Below are 13,454 nucleotides of genomic sequence, written 5' to 3' on the forward strand. Positions count from 1 at the left end.
CCACGATGCTCAAGACTGGTCTCCTGTTGGCCGCCAGCTTCGCCGGAGTGCAACTGATGTCAGCCAAGATCGAAGGCGGCAAGGCGCCCGCCGACTACACCAAGCAGATCGAAACCTGGCGCGCGCAGCGAGTCGAACGACTCAAGTCGCCGAATGGCTGGCTCAGCCTGATCGGCCTGCACTGGCTGAAGGACGGCAAGAACACGGTCGGCAGCGCGAAGGACAACGACGTGGTGCTGGCGAAGGGGCCGTCGCGCCTCGGCACGATCACGTTGAAGGACGGCAAGGCGACGATCGAACTCGACGCCAAGGCGGCGGCCTCGATCGACGGCAAGCCGGAGAAGTCGGCCGTGCTGCTCGACGACAGCCACGAGAAGCCGACCACGATCGCGTTCGGCACCGCCAGCTTCTACCTGATCGACCGCAACGGCAAAAAGGGCCTGCGCGTGAAGGACAGCGAGGCGCAGACGCGCAAGCAATTCCTCGGCATCGACAACTATGCGATCGACCCGAGTTGGCGCATCGAGGCGAAATGGGAGGCCTACCAGCCGCCGCACACGCTCGAGATACCGACCGTGCTCGGCACCGTCGACAAGATGCCGGTGCCCGGCAAGGCCGTGTTCGAGCGCGACGGCAAGAAGTACGAGCTGCTGCCGGTGCTGGAGGAAAAGGACGCCAAGGAGCTGTTCTTCATCTTCGCCGACCGCACCAGCGGCAAGGACACCTACGGCGCCGGCCGCTTCCTGTACGCGGACATGCCGAAGGACGGCAAGGTCGTGATCGACTTCAACAAGGCCTACAACCCGCCGTGCGCGTTCACGCCGCACGCGACCTGTCCGCTGGCGCCGCCGGAAAACCGTCTCGACCTGACCATCACGGCCGGCGAGAAGAAATATCGCGGCAGCCATCACTGACGCGGCAGCGGAACGTGCGTGTCCTGTTGATCTCCGACACGCACGCCGCGCTCGACGCACGCATCGAGTCGCTCGCGCGCGCGGCCGACCTGGTCGCGCATGCCGGTGACGTCGGCGCGGCCGAGGTGCTGGATCGGTTGCGCGCGGCTTGTCCGCGCCTGATCGCGGTACGCGGCAATAACGACGTCCCGTCGAAATGGCCGCTACAGGGGATGGCGGCGTTGCAGGCGTTGCCCGAGCATGCGCAGATCGAGTTGCCGGGCGGCGTGCTCGTCGCGACGCACGGCGACCGCTTCGCGCCTTCGCGGCGGCACGCGCAACTGCGCGCGGCGTTTCCGCAGGCGCGGGCGATCGTGTACGGGCACAGCCATCGCCTCTGCGTCGACGACGGCGAACGCCCGTGGGTGCTGAACCCGGGCGCCGCCGGCCGCGCGCGGACGTTCGGCGGCCCGAGCGGCCTGCTCCTGCGCGCGACGGCGAAGTCCTGGTCGGTCGAGGCGGTCCGGTTCCCGTCCTAGCGCGGCTCGGCTGCGGTTCAGCCCGCCGCTGCATCATGGCGGGCCGTCGGCATGAACTTTCCGTCCCCGCCGGGCTCCGAAAACGGTTGTTTTGGCTTGCGGTTCGGCTCGGTTACACTAGCGCGTTTTTGCGGCTCGGCATCCGCCCGGCCGGCTTGGATCAGTATTCACCCCGGAGGCATCAGGCATGAAGTTCGGTTGGTCAATCGCCCTTGCGGCGCTGCTTACTACAGGGTCGGCGCTCGCGCAGGACACCACGTCCGAGAAGGGCAAGGTCTCGTACGCGATCGGCTATCAGATCGGCTCCGGTCTGGCCGACCGCGGCATGGAAGTGGACATCAACACCGTCACGCGCGCGATTCAGGACGCGTTCGGCAAGAAGCCGCCGGCCGTGCCGGAAGCGGCGATGAAGGACGCCCTGTCCAAGCTCGACGCGAAGATGAAGGCCGAAGCCGACAAGGCGCTCGGCGACAACAAGCGTCAGGCCGACCAGTTCATGGCCGAGAACAAGTCGAAGAAGGGCGTGGTCTCGCAGCCGAACGGCGTGCAGTACCGCGCGATCGAGGACGGTAACGGCAAGACGATCGGTCCGAACAACGAAGTCACCTTCCACGTGCGTGTTTCGCTGACCAACGGCCGCGAGATCCGCAGCTCCTTCGTCGGCGAACCGGTCAAGGCGAAGGTCTCGGAGATGCAGAACATCTTCGGCACCAAGCTGTTGCCGGAAATGATCCAGAAGATGAAGGTCGGCGACCACTGGCAGATCTTCCTGCCGCCGGATCCGGGCTCGGGCAACCAGGTCTTCATCTGGGAAGTCAAGATCATCGACGTCAAGTAAGGCCGGAACGGCTTCCCGCACGGTCTTTTTGACGGCCGGCGATGGGAAGGCCGGGATTTCCGCCCCTTCGTCGAAGAAATCGGCAAACGCTGCGCTTCCAGCGCGGCGTTTGCATTTGTGGGGACGGCGGCAGGGCCACGTTGCCCTCTGAGCCGCACTGCGAGCCTCCAGTCCTGCAGCGATTCGGACCGGAATGCGCAGCGCCTGGATCGGGCGGCCGCTGCCGACGGTTGGATCGCCTCCGGCCCCCGAACCTTGTTTCTCCAATCCAAACAGGCGGATAATCGGGTTCGGCCCGGGGTCTAAGCGGGCCGGGTTCCTATCGTGTTGAGGCAGGTCGAGGTTTGCGGTGGACTTGCGCAAGGCCATTCTCTCCATCGGGTGCAGCGCTTTGATTGGCCTGTGCGCGCCGGCGGCAATGGCGGACAGCGGTGATTGCGACACCCCGTTGCCGACCGCTTTGCCGCTCAACGGCACGGTGATCGCGAGCACGTGCCCGCGCAGCCACCAGCTTCCGTGCGGCCCCGTGGATTTACCCAATCCGGCGACGACGTCACGCTTCTCGCTGGACCGACCGGCGCGCGTGGATTTTGCACTGGCCGGTGTCGGCCCGTTCGACGCCGCAATGTACATATCCGGCGACGGCTGCGAAGGCCCGAGCTGCGGTCCGGAGTTGCCTGCCGGAGACTATTGCGTCGTCGTCACCGCGAGTCCGCCGTCCGCACTCGGTTCGTGCGGATGTTTCGCTCTGCTCAGCGACGCGGATGTGGAGACCGTGTTCCGCGATGGCTTCGAGTGATCGCGGTCGTCGTTTCGAATTTCCCCCATCATTGCCGGCGTGCGTACGATTCGGATGCCCACGTGGGTGTCGCTCCACGGATTGACGAGTCGAGCGCTGGATAGCATTGCCGTTGCGATGAACCTGAGTTCCGCCTATCCCATACTGAGTCCCTGCGTCGGCATCTGCCATCTCGGCAGCGACGGCTATTGCGAAGGCTGCCTGCGCAGCGGCGAGGAGATCGCGCGCTGGATCGCGATGGGCGACACCGAGCGGCGACGCATCGTCGAGGAAGTGCTGCCGCAGCGCGAAGCGCAGCGCACGTGAGCGAAACCTCGCCCGATCCGTTCGCGCGGCTGCGTCGCGCCGTGCGCGGACTCGAAAATCCGCCGCGCGCGGCGGCGTGGAACGCGGCCGAACTCGCCGATCTGCCGATACCGCCGCCGGTGCGCGCCGCGGCCGTGCTGGTGCCATTCGTGCGTCGCAAGGAAGGATTGTCGCTGCTGTTCACGCGGCGCACCGAGCATCTGCGCCACCACGCCGGCCAGATCAGTTTTCCGGGCGGCGGCGTCGAAGCCGGCGACCGCGACGTCGTCGCTGCCGCGCTGCGCGAGACCGAAGAGGAAACCGGCATCGCGCCGGCGCTGGTCGAGCCGTTCGGCTATCTCGATCTGCTCGCGACCGTGTCCGGCTACCAGGTCACGCCGGTGGCCGGCTTCGTCGACGGCGACTATTCGCTGCGGCTGGACGCGCAGGAGGTCGACGAAGCTTTCGAAGTACCGCTGTCGCACGTCCTCGAACCGGGGCGCCTGCGTCGCGAATCCCTGCTGTGGAACGGCCGCGAGCGCGACATCTTCGCGATCGAGTGGCAGGGGCACCGCATCTGGGGCGCGACCGCGGCGATCCTGAAGAATCTGCTCGATCGACTGGAGCGCGTCGCATGACGACCTCGCATACGCTGGTTTCCGCCGCCGACCTCGAAACGATGCGTACGCGCGGCGACGTGCTGATCGTCGACGCGCGCTTCGATCTGGCCGATCCCGGCAAGGGCGAGCGCGACTACGCCGCGGCGCACGTCCCGGGCGCGGTCTACGCGCATCTCGATCGCGATCTTTCCGATCTCGGCAAGCGCGGGCTCGGTCGCCATCCGCTGCCGGACGATGCGGCGTTCTCGGCCGCGTTGTCGCGCTGGGGCTGGCGCCGCGATCTCGACGTCGTGGTCTACGATGACGCGAACGGCGCACTCGCCGCTGCGCGGTTGTGGTGGTTGTTGCGCCTGGCCGGTCACGAGCGCGTCGCGGTCCTCGACGGCGGTTTCGCGGCATGGAAGGCCGGCGGCTATCCGCTGGAATCTGGCATCGTCGTGCGCACGGCGACCGACACGCGCGTGGTGCTCGATCGCGACGAGGTGGTCTGGTTCGACGAGCTCGAAGCGCGCCGCGCGGCACACGGCGTGCTGCTGCTCGACGCGCGGGCAGCGCCGCGTTTTCGTGGCGAAGTGGAGCCGATCGACCCGGTCGCCGGTCACGTGCCCGACGCCGTCAACCGCGCTTTTTCCGAGAATCTCGATACATCCGGCCGCTTCAAACCGGCGGCCGAGTTGCGCCGCGAATTCGAAACCCTGCTCGGCGGCCGCACTGCGCGCGAGGTCGTGCACATGTGCGGCTCCGGCGTGACCGCCTGCCACAACCTGCTCGCGATGGAGCAGGCCGGGCTTGCGGGCTCCCGGGTGTTCGCGCCGTCGTGGAGCGGCTGGATCGCGGACCCGGAGCGCGCAGTCGCCCAAGGGTAGATTGATCGACGAAGAGCGTTTGACGCGGATCAAAGCCGATCGACGCGGATAAGGCGTAAGAAGTTCTTGTTCCTCAATCCGCGTTGATCGGCTTTGATCCGCGTCAAGCTTTCGCCTTCCGTGCAACGGCTATTTGCCCTTCAACTTTGCCAGCACGCCAGCCAGGGTCGTGCGCGACTCTTCGTTGAACCACCCGCTCACGAATGCTTCGACGTCCTCGCGATAGGCAGCGTCGAATGCCGTGACGAGATCGGCACGCGCCAGCGCCCGCGTCGTCGCCATCGCCTTCGGCGGCAGCGCGAGCAGGGCGCGCAACCACGCCAGCGATCGCGCGACGACCTCGTCCGCGGCGGTCAGCTCGTCGACGAAGCCGATGCGCAATGCTTCCTCCGGATCGATCATCGCGCCGGCGACCATCAGGCGCTCGGCGCGATACGGGCCGACCAGGCGGCGCAGACCGGTCTGGACTTCGGGCGGGATGGACAGGCCGACCTGGGTTTCGTTGAGGCCGATGCGAAACGGCTTGGCCGGATCGGCGCTGCGCGCCATCACGCGGTAGTCGCAGAAAGTAGCCAGCACGGCACCGCCGGCCGGGGCGTGGCCGCCGATCGCGGCGACGACCGGAACGGTCGACGCGGCGATCGCGCGGCACAAGCCCGAGTATTCGCGCCAGAGTTCGGCCAGACGTCCGTCGCGGTCGAGTTCGAGCACGACCGCGACGTCAAGTCCGGCGCTGAACATGCCGGGCCGCCCGGACAGGACGATGCCGCGTGCGCCCTGCGCCGGCGCGTTCTCGATCGCCTCGCGCAGCGCGCGGCTGAGCTGATGGTCGAAGGCGTTGACCGGCGGTCGCGCCAGGCGCAGTTCGAGGATGTCGTCGTGGCGGATCAGGTCGAGCATGGTGTCGGGTTCCGTTTCAGTTCGGGGGTGGATTCGGCGTCAGGTCCCAGACCAGGACCTGGAACGGTTCGAGGGAAATACGCAGCGGCGCTGTCGCGTCGACGTCGCGCGCCTGGTCCTTTTCATACGGCGACTGCGCGCGGAATGTCGTAGCCGAGTGCGCCGGCAGCTCCAGCGCCGCGCGCAGGTCGAGGCTGAATTCCTGCGTCGTCTCGCGCGGATTGCGCAGACTCACGACCGCGCGCGCGGGCGACCAGGAAGCCCAGCCGTAGACCTCGCCGCGCGCTGGATCGCCGCCGATCCAATGGCTGTCGCGCAATACGTCGGCGCGTTCGCGCGCCCATTTCGCCGCGTCGGCGAGCACGTCCCAGTCGGCCTCGCCGAGCAGGTCGGGCGAAACGTACAGTTCCTGCAAGCCGGTGCCGCTGGCGAAATACGAACGCACTTCGTCGGCGAAGTCCGCGGGCTTCGGATTCGCGTCGAGTCCGCGCGCGTGCCGGGCATAGACGATGCCGTGCAGCATCAGCGCGTTGAGCGGGAACAGCGATCCCTGACGCACGATGCCGCCGTAGGTATCGGCGTCGCGATAGGTAATCCAGCGTTGGCGATCGTCGCCGCGGCCGGCGAACTCGTGATCCTCGCCGCCGCGCCAGATCGAATCGGCCGTGCGCAGCCAGAACGGCGAGGGCCAGGTCCCCGTGGTGAGATTGACGAACAGATCGGGCTTCACCGCGCGCAGGTCGCCGATCAGCGCGATCGCCGCGGCGAAGTCGCTGTCGAACGCGCTGCCCTTCGTCACCTTGTCGGGACTGCCGGTGCCGTCGAGCTTGAACTGGTTGATGTGGTACCTGGTCAGCAGATCGAGCGCGGCCTGGTGGAACAACGCGTAGTACTTCGGCCCCGACAGCGCGAGGCCCTGGTCGTCGACTTCGTAGCCTTGCTCGCGCGCGGTCGCGAGGCGTTCCGCGCGCGGCGGTCCGTAGCCGCCCCACGGTGACAGCCAGACGCCGGGTTCGGCGCCGGCGGCTTCGGCGGCCTTGGCGACCGAGGCGAATCCGTCCGGGAAGCCGGCGTTGAATTGCCACAGCTTCTTGTGGTCGTCCCAGCCGTCGTCGAACAGGAAGGAATCGAGTTCGACGCCGCGCTGCCGCGTCAGTTTCTCGGCATAGGCGCCGATCCGGCGGATGGCGTCTTCCCGCGTGTACGGCGTGAAGTAGCCGATGTCGTACCAGGAGTTGTAGTGCAGGAAGGTCCGGTACGGGTGCGCGCGCTCGCGTTCGAGATAGGCGAGGAAGGTGCGCCGGAGCTGGCCCGGCACGCTGGTGCCGTAGACGGTCGAGTAGGTCGCGCTCACCTTGGCGCGCAGCGGCAGTACGCGCTTGACGAAGACCTGCGCGCGACCGGCTTCGATGCGCGCTTCCGACATCGGATGCTCGACGCCGAAGAAGCGCGTGTCGGCGATCACCGGCGAGCCTTGCACGGTGCCGGCCGTCCACGCGTCGCCGAGTCGTTGATCGATCAGCACGACTCGCGCGAGATCGAGGTCGCGGCTCGCGTCGAACGCGAATTCCTGGCGCACGTAGTTGCCGCCGTCGCGCAGCACGGCGCGCCAATGCACGCTCAAGCCGGTTGCGTCGTCGAGGAGGTCGGCTTTCAGCGCCGCTCCGGCGAAGCGTTCCGCGGCGCGCGAGGATTTCGGCTCGGCCGCGAGCGCGACGCAGGCGAGCTTGCCGCGCAGCTTGAAGCGGCTGGAGGGGACGGCGGACTTGTCGCGCAGAACCAGCGCGAACAGTCCGCCGTCGAGCGCATGCTTCGTCGCGTCGAGGCGATTGTCGAAGGCCTGCGGCTCGAGGGCTCCGTCGTCGCGCGCGACCGCATAGCGCAGCGCTGCGTTGTCGAGCGCGCCGCCGTTCTCGTCGGCGCGGCAGTGCGCCTTGCCCGGATCGACGGGAAGCCAGATCGGCGAGAACGCTTCCGCGGCGGATGCGCCCGGCAGCGCGACGGCGAGCCAGAGCAGGCTCGCGGCCGCGCCGAGCACGATCCGCGTCGCGCGCGAGATCGCCGCGGAAGGCATCAGTCGTCCGTCGCCGTCCAGGTGTAGCGCACCGCGTAGTCGAGCGTGGCCTTGCCACTGGCGGGCACGGCGACGCGGAATTCCAGCGTGTCCGGCGTCTGCTTGTCCGGCTTCTGGCTGGAGGAGATGAGACTCCAGGCGCGCCAGCGGTTCGGATGCTCGCGTACGGTGATCGTGCGCGCGTTCTCGCCGGAGTTGGTCAGCGTCACGCGGAAACTCTCGTTCATGTCACGTGCCGCCTTGTCGACGCTGAACGCCGTGCGTTCGCGCGCCGCCGACAGGTCGAAGGCGACGCCGAGGCCGAGGTTGACGTCGCGGCCCTTGGCGACGTCGCCGATGCGGTTTTCGCCGAGCAGTTCGGCGCGGCCGTCCTTGTCGCGCGTCAGCACGCGCAAATTGCCGCTCGGCAGGTTCTCGGCGGCGGTGAAGCGCAGCTGGCTCTGCACCGGTCCGCCGCCTTCGGCGCCGGCTTCCGGCTGCAGCAGGGGCTTGGGTGGGAACCAGGCGCCGCCGTTTTCGAACAGCCAGCGGCGTTCGCAGGCGAGTTCGCGGCTGCCGTACAACGGTACCTGGGTCACGCTGGCGTCGGGCAGGTCGAGATTGCCGTCGATCGCGTAGCTGCGGTAGTCGCCGAGCGAGGACTGTTCCGGCATGGCTTCCGGCGCGGCGTCCGCGGCCATCGATTTCATCATCATCGCGCTGCGTGGCGCGCCGCCGTAGCGGGCGAAGTTCGGCGCACCGGCGACCAGCTTGAGCTTGGCGTTAGGGAAGTCGCGGCCGCTGCGGTTGGCGATGCTGGCGAGCGCGTCGAGCCGCAGCTTGCAGTCGCCGTCGAGCAGCAACGCGGAGTAGGCCGCGCGCCAGCCGAGGCCGCTGGTCGGATAGGTCAGCGTCGCCGGCACGCTGCCGGCCTTGCCGTCGACGGCGACCTGCAGCGTGCTGCCGGGCAGGCCCGAACTGTCCGGGAACTGCACCGAGGCGTATTCGCGCACGTAGCGCACCTGGCCGTCGTCGCCGCGCACGCCGAGGTTGCCGCCGTCGAGCGCGACCAGCACGCCTTCGGCGATCGTCGCGCCGGTGTCGCCGGAGACGCGCACGCGCTCGCCGCGATGCGCCGCCAGCGCGCCGCCGTCGCCGGCGGAGAGCACACGCTGGGCGAGGACGCGGCCGGCTCCGCCGAGGTCGATGGCGACCGCTTCGGTGTCGAGCATCGCCGGCAGGCCGCCGACGACGACGGTCTGGCGGCCGCCCGTGAGTTGAACGTTGCGTTGCTCGTGCACGACGGCGTGACCATCCGCGACCGGCGCGTTGCCGGCGTCGAACAGCGCGTCGCCGTCGCTGCGGTAGATCGTCAGGGCGGGATCGGCGGCGGTGGCGGCAGTGCTGGCGATGGCGGTCATGGCGAGGACGGTCAAGGCGAGAGCGGGCGGGGAGTGACGCATGGTCGCATTCCGGTTGCGGGCGGGGGATGCGACTATCATAGCCACGACTCCGGAGGATACGATGCGTCGATTGTCAGCATTTCTTGCCGCGATGCTCGCTGTCGCGGGCACTGCGCGGGCCGAGGGCAGGCTGGTCGTCAGCGAAGCCTGGATCCGCGAAGCGCCGCCGGGCGCGACGATGCTGGCCGGCTACGCCAAGCTGAGCAACGACGGCGACGCGCCGATCAGCGTGCTGACCGCGCAGAGCGACGCGTTCCGCTCGGCCTCGCTGCACGAGACCGTGGTCGTGGACGGGGTTTCGCGCATGCGCGAACTGCATCGGCTCGATCTCGCGCCGGGCGCAAGCGTGGCGCTGGCGCCGGGCGGCAGGCATCTGATGCTGATGCATCCGCGCAACGAGGTGCATGCCGGCGACAAGGTCGAGGTGCGCTTCCTTCTCAGCGACGGCGCGCGCGTGGAGACGTCCTTCGAGGTGACCGCGGCGGAATCCGACGAAGGTTCGGGCGCGCATCATCAGCATTGAACCGCGCGGGGGCGGTTGTCGAGGCGAAGGGCTTTTGACGCGGATCAAAGCCGATCAAGGCGGATCAAAGACCAGAGATTGCTTCGGCTCTATTCGCGCCGATCTGTGTTGATCCGCGTCCGGCTTCCTCTTCGCCCTGATCCACGTCCAGCTTGCGCTCTCCCGCCAGCGCCCGGCGATCTACCCAGGCTCGCAAGCCGAGCGGATCGCCGCCGGCAGCGGCACCGAGCGTCCGCTGGTCGGATCGATCCAGACCATCACCACCTCGCCGTCGGCGTAGACGCAGTCGCGATCGCCGTCGGCGACGATGCGGTGCGCGATCGTCACCGACGAATTGCCGAGCCGCGTGGTCGCCAGTTCGACCACGATCCCCGCCGGCCAGCCGAGCTGGCGGCGGTAGTTCATGTGCGCCGAGGCCACCACCGGCATCATCGTCTCGTCGAACCACGGGCCCTCGATCTGCGCCAGCCAGGCCAGGCGCGCCTCCTGCACGTAGACCAGATAGGCCGCGTTGTTGACGTGGTTGAAGGCGTCGAGATCGCCCCAGCGCACCGACGAGGGAATCCGCGCGAACGGGTTCCATTGGGTGGCGGGCGTGGCGGTCGGTGCAGCCGTCGGCGTCGCTGCGGCGGCGGGCGCGACTTCGTCGCGTTTCGCGTCGCGCGGCTTGGCGCGTTTCCTGGCGGGCTTGTTCAAGCGGCTTCCTTGCGGTTGCGCGTGCGCGTCTTCGGCGCCTCGACGCCGAGCGTGCGCGCGAGGAAATGGCCGGTGTGCGAACCCGGCGCCTTCGCGATCTGTTCCGGCGTGCCGGTGGCAATGATGGTGCCGCCGCGCTCGCCGCCGTCGGGGCCGAGGTCGACGATCCAGTCGGCGGTCTTGATCACGTCGAGGTTGTGCTCGATCACCACCACGGTGTTGCCGTCCTCGGCGAGACGGTGCAGCACCTTCAGCAGCTGCTCGATGTCGTGGAAGTGCAGGCCGGTGGTCGGCTCGTCGAGGATGTACAGCGTGCGGCCGGTGTCGCGCTTGCTGAGTTCGCGCGACAGCTTGACGCGCTGCGCCTCGCCGCCGGACAGCGTGGTCGCGCTCTGGCCGAGCTTGATGTAGGTCAGGCCCACGTGCATCAGCGTCTCGAGCTTGCGCGCCAGCACCGGCACCGGCTCGAACAGCTTGAACGCGTCCTCGACGGTCATGTCGAGCACGTCGGCGATGGTGTGGCCCTTGTAGGTGACTTCCAGCGTCTCGCGGTTGTAGCGCTTGCCGTGGCAGACGTCGCAAGGCACGTACACGTCCGGCAGGAAGTGCATCTCGACCTTGATCAGGCCGTCGCCCTCGCACGCCTCGCAGCGGCCGCCCTTGACGTTGAAGCTGAAGCGGCCCGGCCCGTAGCCGCGCGAGCGCGCTTCCGGCACCTGCGAAAACAGCTCGCGCAGCGGCGTGAACAGACCGGTGTAGGTCGCCGGGTTCGAGCGTGGCGTGCGGCCGATCGGCGACTGGTCGATGTCGACCACCTTGTCGAACAGGTCGAGCCCTTCGATCTCGCGGAACGGTGCCGGTTTCTCGTTCGCGCCGTTGAGTTCGGCGGCGGTGTGGCGGAACAGCGTGTCGTTGATCAGGGTCGACTTGCCCGAGCCCGATACGCCGGTCACGCAGGTGAACAGGCCGGCCGGGATCTCCAGGTCGACGTTCTTCAGGTTGTTGCCGCTCGCGCCGAGGATCTTCAGCATCTTTTCCGCGTCCGGCTCGCGGCGCTGCTTGGGGATCTCGATGCGGCGCGCGCCGGACAGGTACTGCCCGGTGAGCGAGCGCTTGGATTTCAGGATCGCGTCGAACTTGCCCTGCGCGACCACCTCGCCGCCGTGCACGCCGGCGCCGGGGCCGATGTCGACGATGTAGTCGGCCAGGCGGATCGCGTCCTCGTCGTGCTCGACCACGATCACCGTGTTGCCGAGGTCGCGCAGCCGGTTCAGTGTGCCGAGCAGGCGTTCGTTGTCGCGCTGGTGCAGGCCGATCGACGGTTCGTCGAGCACGTACATCACGCCGACCAGGCCGGCGCCGATCTGCGAGGCGAGGCGGATGCGCTGCGCCTCGCCGCCGGACAGCGAATCGGCCTGCCGGTCCAGCGTGAGGTAGTCGAGGCCGACGTCGACGAGGAAGTGCAGGCGCTCGCGGATCTCCTTGACGATCTTCGCGGCGATCTCGCCGCGCCAGCCGGACAGCTTCAGCGTCTTGAAGAAGGCCAGGCACTGCTCGATCGACAGCGCGGTCAGCACCGGCAGATTGCGGTCGCCGACGAAGACGTTGCGCGCGCTGCGGTTCAGGCGCTGGCCGCCGCAGTCGGGGCAGGGGCGCGAGGAGATGAACTTGGCCAGTTCCTCGCGCACCGCCGGGGACTCGGTTTCCTTGTAGCGGCGCTCGAGGTTGTGCACGATGCCTTCGAACGGATGCTTGCGCGTGACCGTGCCGCTGGCGTTGCCGGGCGTGTAGCGGAACGCGATCGGCTCGTCGCCGGAGCCGAACAGCACGTGATGGCGCGTCGCCTCGGGCAGCTCGGTCCACGGCGTGTCGACGTCGAACTTGTAGTGCTTGGCGAGCGACTGGATCAGCTGGAAGTAGTACGGATTGCGCCGGTCCCAGCTGCGGATCGCGCCGGAGGCGAGGCTCAGCTGCGGATGCACGACCACGCGCGCCGGATCGAAGAACTGCGTCACGCCGAGGCCGTCGCAGCCGGGGCAGGCGCCGATCGGTGAGTTGAACGAGAACAGGCGCGGCTCCAGCTCCGGCAGCGAGTAGTCGCAGACCGGGCAGGAGAAGCGCGAGGAGAACGTGATCTCGGCCGACTTCGCGTCGTCGTGGTCGACCAGCAGCGCGATGCCTTCGCCGAGGCGCAGCGCGGTCTCGAACGACTCGGCCAGGCGCTGCTTGATGTCCTCGCGCGGGCGGAAGCGGTCGATGACCACTTCGATGGTGTGCTTCTGGCGCAGGGTCAGCGGCGGCACCGCATCGAGTTCGTAGACGACGCCGTCGACGCGTGCGCGCACGAAGCCTTGCGCGCGCAGCTGCTCGAACACCTGCACGTGCTCGCCCTTGCGCTCGCGCACCACCGGCGCCAGCAGCGCCCAGCGCTTTTCCGCGTCGAGCGCGAGCGCGGCGTCGACCATCTGGCTGACGGTCTGCGCCTCCAGCGGAATGCCGTGGTCGGGGCAGCGCGGCGTGCCGACGCGCGCGAACAAGAGGCGCAGGTAGTCGTAGATCTCGGTGATCGTGCCGACGGTGGAGCGCGGGTTGTGCGAGGTCGACTTCTGCTCGATCGAGATCGCCGGCGACAAGCCTTCGATGTGGTCGACGTCGGGCTTCTCCATGATCGACAGGAACTGCCGCGCGTAGGCCGACAGCGACTCGACGTAGCGGCGCTGGCCTTCGGCGTAGATGGTGTCGAACGCCAGCGAGGATTTGCCGGAGCCGGACAGGCCGGTGATCACGATCAGCTTGTCGCGCGGGAGATCGAGATCGATGTTCTTGAGGTTGTGCGTGCGTGCGCCGCGGATGCGTATCGTGTCCATGACGCCGGAACATTGGGGGAAACCCTAACTATAACAACCGGGCGAACTTCGCGAAGATTCCAGACTGCGATCCTGTGCTCGCGCGCGGGACGAACGAGTGCCGAGGAAGATC

General features: G+C 68.2%; 13 protein-coding genes. 8 read left to right on the forward strand and 5 right to left on the reverse strand.

Annotated features, from left to right (window positions below):
- The first annotated feature begins 56 nt into the window (after nt 1–56).
- From J7520_RS05625 to J7520_RS05655, 7 genes are all read left to right on the forward strand, one after another.
- Nucleotides 57–914, forward strand: coding sequence for a DUF1684 domain-containing protein (locus J7520_RS05625; RefSeq protein WP_291185181.1), 858 nt, complete (start codon nt 57–59; stop codon nt 912–914).
- 14 nt (nt 915–928) lie between these two features.
- Nucleotides 929–1,432 (forward strand): metallophosphoesterase family protein, encoded by a 504-nt coding sequence (locus J7520_RS05630; RefSeq protein ID WP_291185183.1) that lies wholly within the window; start codon nt 929–931, stop codon nt 1,430–1,432.
- A 187-nt stretch (nt 1,433–1,619) separates the two neighbouring features.
- The gene (locus J7520_RS05635) at nt 1,620–2,270 is read left to right on the forward strand and encodes an FKBP-type peptidyl-prolyl cis-trans isomerase N-terminal domain-containing protein (protein WP_291185184.1); all 651 of its coding nucleotides are present in this window, start codon (nt 1,620–1,622) and stop codon (nt 2,268–2,270) included.
- Nucleotides 2,271–2,619: 349 nt separating this feature from the next.
- Nucleotides 2,620–3,069: a hypothetical protein gene (locus J7520_RS05640; protein ID WP_291185186.1), complete on the forward strand. Its 450-nt coding sequence runs from the start codon at nt 2,620–2,622 to the stop codon at nt 3,067–3,069.
- Between the two features lie 117 nt (nt 3,070–3,186).
- Complete coding sequence (locus J7520_RS05645) at nt 3,187–3,375, forward strand: DUF1289 domain-containing protein (protein WP_291185189.1); 189 nt, start codon at nt 3,187–3,189, stop codon at nt 3,373–3,375.
- Nucleotides 3,372–3,992: a CoA pyrophosphatase gene (locus J7520_RS05650; RefSeq protein WP_291185191.1), complete on the forward strand. Its 621-nt coding sequence runs from the start codon at nt 3,372–3,374 to the stop codon at nt 3,990–3,992. Before J7520_RS05645 ends, J7520_RS05650 begins: the two co-directional genes overlap by 4 nt.
- Nucleotides 3,989–4,840 carry a sulfurtransferase gene (locus tag J7520_RS05655; protein WP_291185193.1) on the forward strand — a complete coding sequence of 284 codons (852 nt, stop codon included), beginning with the start codon at nt 3,989–3,991 and terminating at the stop codon, nt 4,838–4,840. The genes J7520_RS05650 and J7520_RS05655 overlap by 4 nt, the downstream gene beginning before the upstream one ends.
- Nucleotides 4,841–4,969: 129 nt before the next feature.
- Here the strand turns inward: J7520_RS05655 and J7520_RS05660 are convergent, their stop codons facing one another.
- From J7520_RS05660 to J7520_RS05670, 3 genes are read right to left on the reverse strand one after another with little or no spacing between them, the layout of a single operon-like run.
- Nucleotides 4,970–5,740, reverse strand: coding sequence for an enoyl-CoA hydratase/isomerase family protein (locus J7520_RS05660; RefSeq protein WP_291185195.1), 771 nt, complete (start codon nt 5,738–5,740; stop codon nt 4,970–4,972).
- Nucleotides 5,741–5,756: 16 nt separating this feature from the next.
- Nucleotides 5,757–7,814: an enterotoxin gene (locus J7520_RS05665; protein ID WP_291185197.1), complete on the reverse strand. Its 2,058-nt coding sequence runs from the start codon at nt 7,812–7,814 to the stop codon at nt 5,757–5,759.
- Nucleotides 7,814–9,256 (reverse strand): DUF4139 domain-containing protein, encoded by a 1,443-nt coding sequence (locus tag J7520_RS05670; protein WP_291185200.1) that lies wholly within the window; start codon nt 9,254–9,256, stop codon nt 7,814–7,816. The genes J7520_RS05665 and J7520_RS05670 overlap by 1 nt, the downstream gene beginning before the upstream one ends.
- Nucleotides 9,257–9,347: 91 nt before the next feature.
- Here J7520_RS05670 and J7520_RS05675 point away from each other — a divergent pair, with 91 nt between their 5' ends.
- A complete protein-coding gene (locus J7520_RS05675) occupies nt 9,348–9,779 on the forward strand; it encodes a copper chaperone PCu(A)C (protein WP_291185203.1) in 432 nt (143 codons plus the stop codon).
- Between the two features lie 180 nt (nt 9,780–9,959).
- On the opposite strand, the gene J7520_RS05680 is transcribed toward J7520_RS05675, so the two are convergent.
- Together J7520_RS05680 and uvrA are read right to left on the reverse strand one after the other, a co-directional pair.
- On the reverse strand, nt 9,960–10,475 hold the full coding sequence (locus J7520_RS05680) for a thioesterase family protein (RefSeq protein ID WP_291185206.1): 516 nt from the start codon (nt 10,473–10,475) through the stop codon (nt 9,960–9,962).
- Entirely contained in the window at nt 10,472–13,342 is a 2,871-nt protein-coding gene (uvrA, locus tag J7520_RS05685) for an excinuclease ABC subunit UvrA (RefSeq protein WP_291185208.1), read from the reverse strand. The genes J7520_RS05680 and uvrA overlap by 4 nt, the downstream gene beginning before the upstream one ends.
- Between the last annotated feature and the right edge of the window lie 112 nt (nt 13,343–13,454).

Source organism: Dokdonella sp. (assembly GCF_017744955.1).
In the GTDB taxonomy this organism is placed as follows: Bacteria; Pseudomonadota; Gammaproteobacteria; order Xanthomonadales; family Rhodanobacteraceae; genus Dokdonella_A.

Excerpts from the sequence above, each read along its gene's own strand:
- J7520_RS05625 (WP_291185181.1), top strand. The coding sequence starts at position 57 with ATGTCAGCCAAGATCGAAGGCGGCAAGGCGCCCGCCGACTACACCAAG.
- J7520_RS05635 (WP_291185184.1), top strand. The coding sequence starts at position 1,620 with ATGAAGTTCGGTTGGTCAATCGCCCTTGCGGCGCTGCTTACTACAGGG.
- J7520_RS05645 (WP_291185189.1), top strand. The coding sequence starts at position 3,187 with ATGAACCTGAGTTCCGCCTATCCCATACTGAGTCCCTGCGTCGGCATC.
- J7520_RS05655 (WP_291185193.1), top strand. The coding sequence starts at position 3,989 with ATGACGACCTCGCATACGCTGGTTTCCGCCGCCGACCTCGAAACGATG.
- J7520_RS05660 (WP_291185195.1), bottom strand. The coding sequence starts at position 5,740 with ATGCTCGACCTGATCCGCCACGACGACATCCTCGAACTGCGCCTGGCG.
- J7520_RS05665 (WP_291185197.1), bottom strand. The coding sequence starts at position 7,814 with ATGCCTTCCGCGGCGATCTCGCGCGCGACGCGGATCGTGCTCGGCGCG.
- J7520_RS05670 (WP_291185200.1), bottom strand. The coding sequence starts at position 9,256 with ATGCGTCACTCCCCGCCCGCTCTCGCCTTGACCGTCCTCGCCATGACC.
- J7520_RS05675 (WP_291185203.1), top strand. The coding sequence starts at position 9,348 with ATGCTCGCTGTCGCGGGCACTGCGCGGGCCGAGGGCAGGCTGGTCGTC.
- uvrA (WP_291185208.1), bottom strand. The coding sequence starts at position 13,342 with ATGGACACGATACGCATCCGCGGCGCACGCACGCACAACCTCAAGAAC.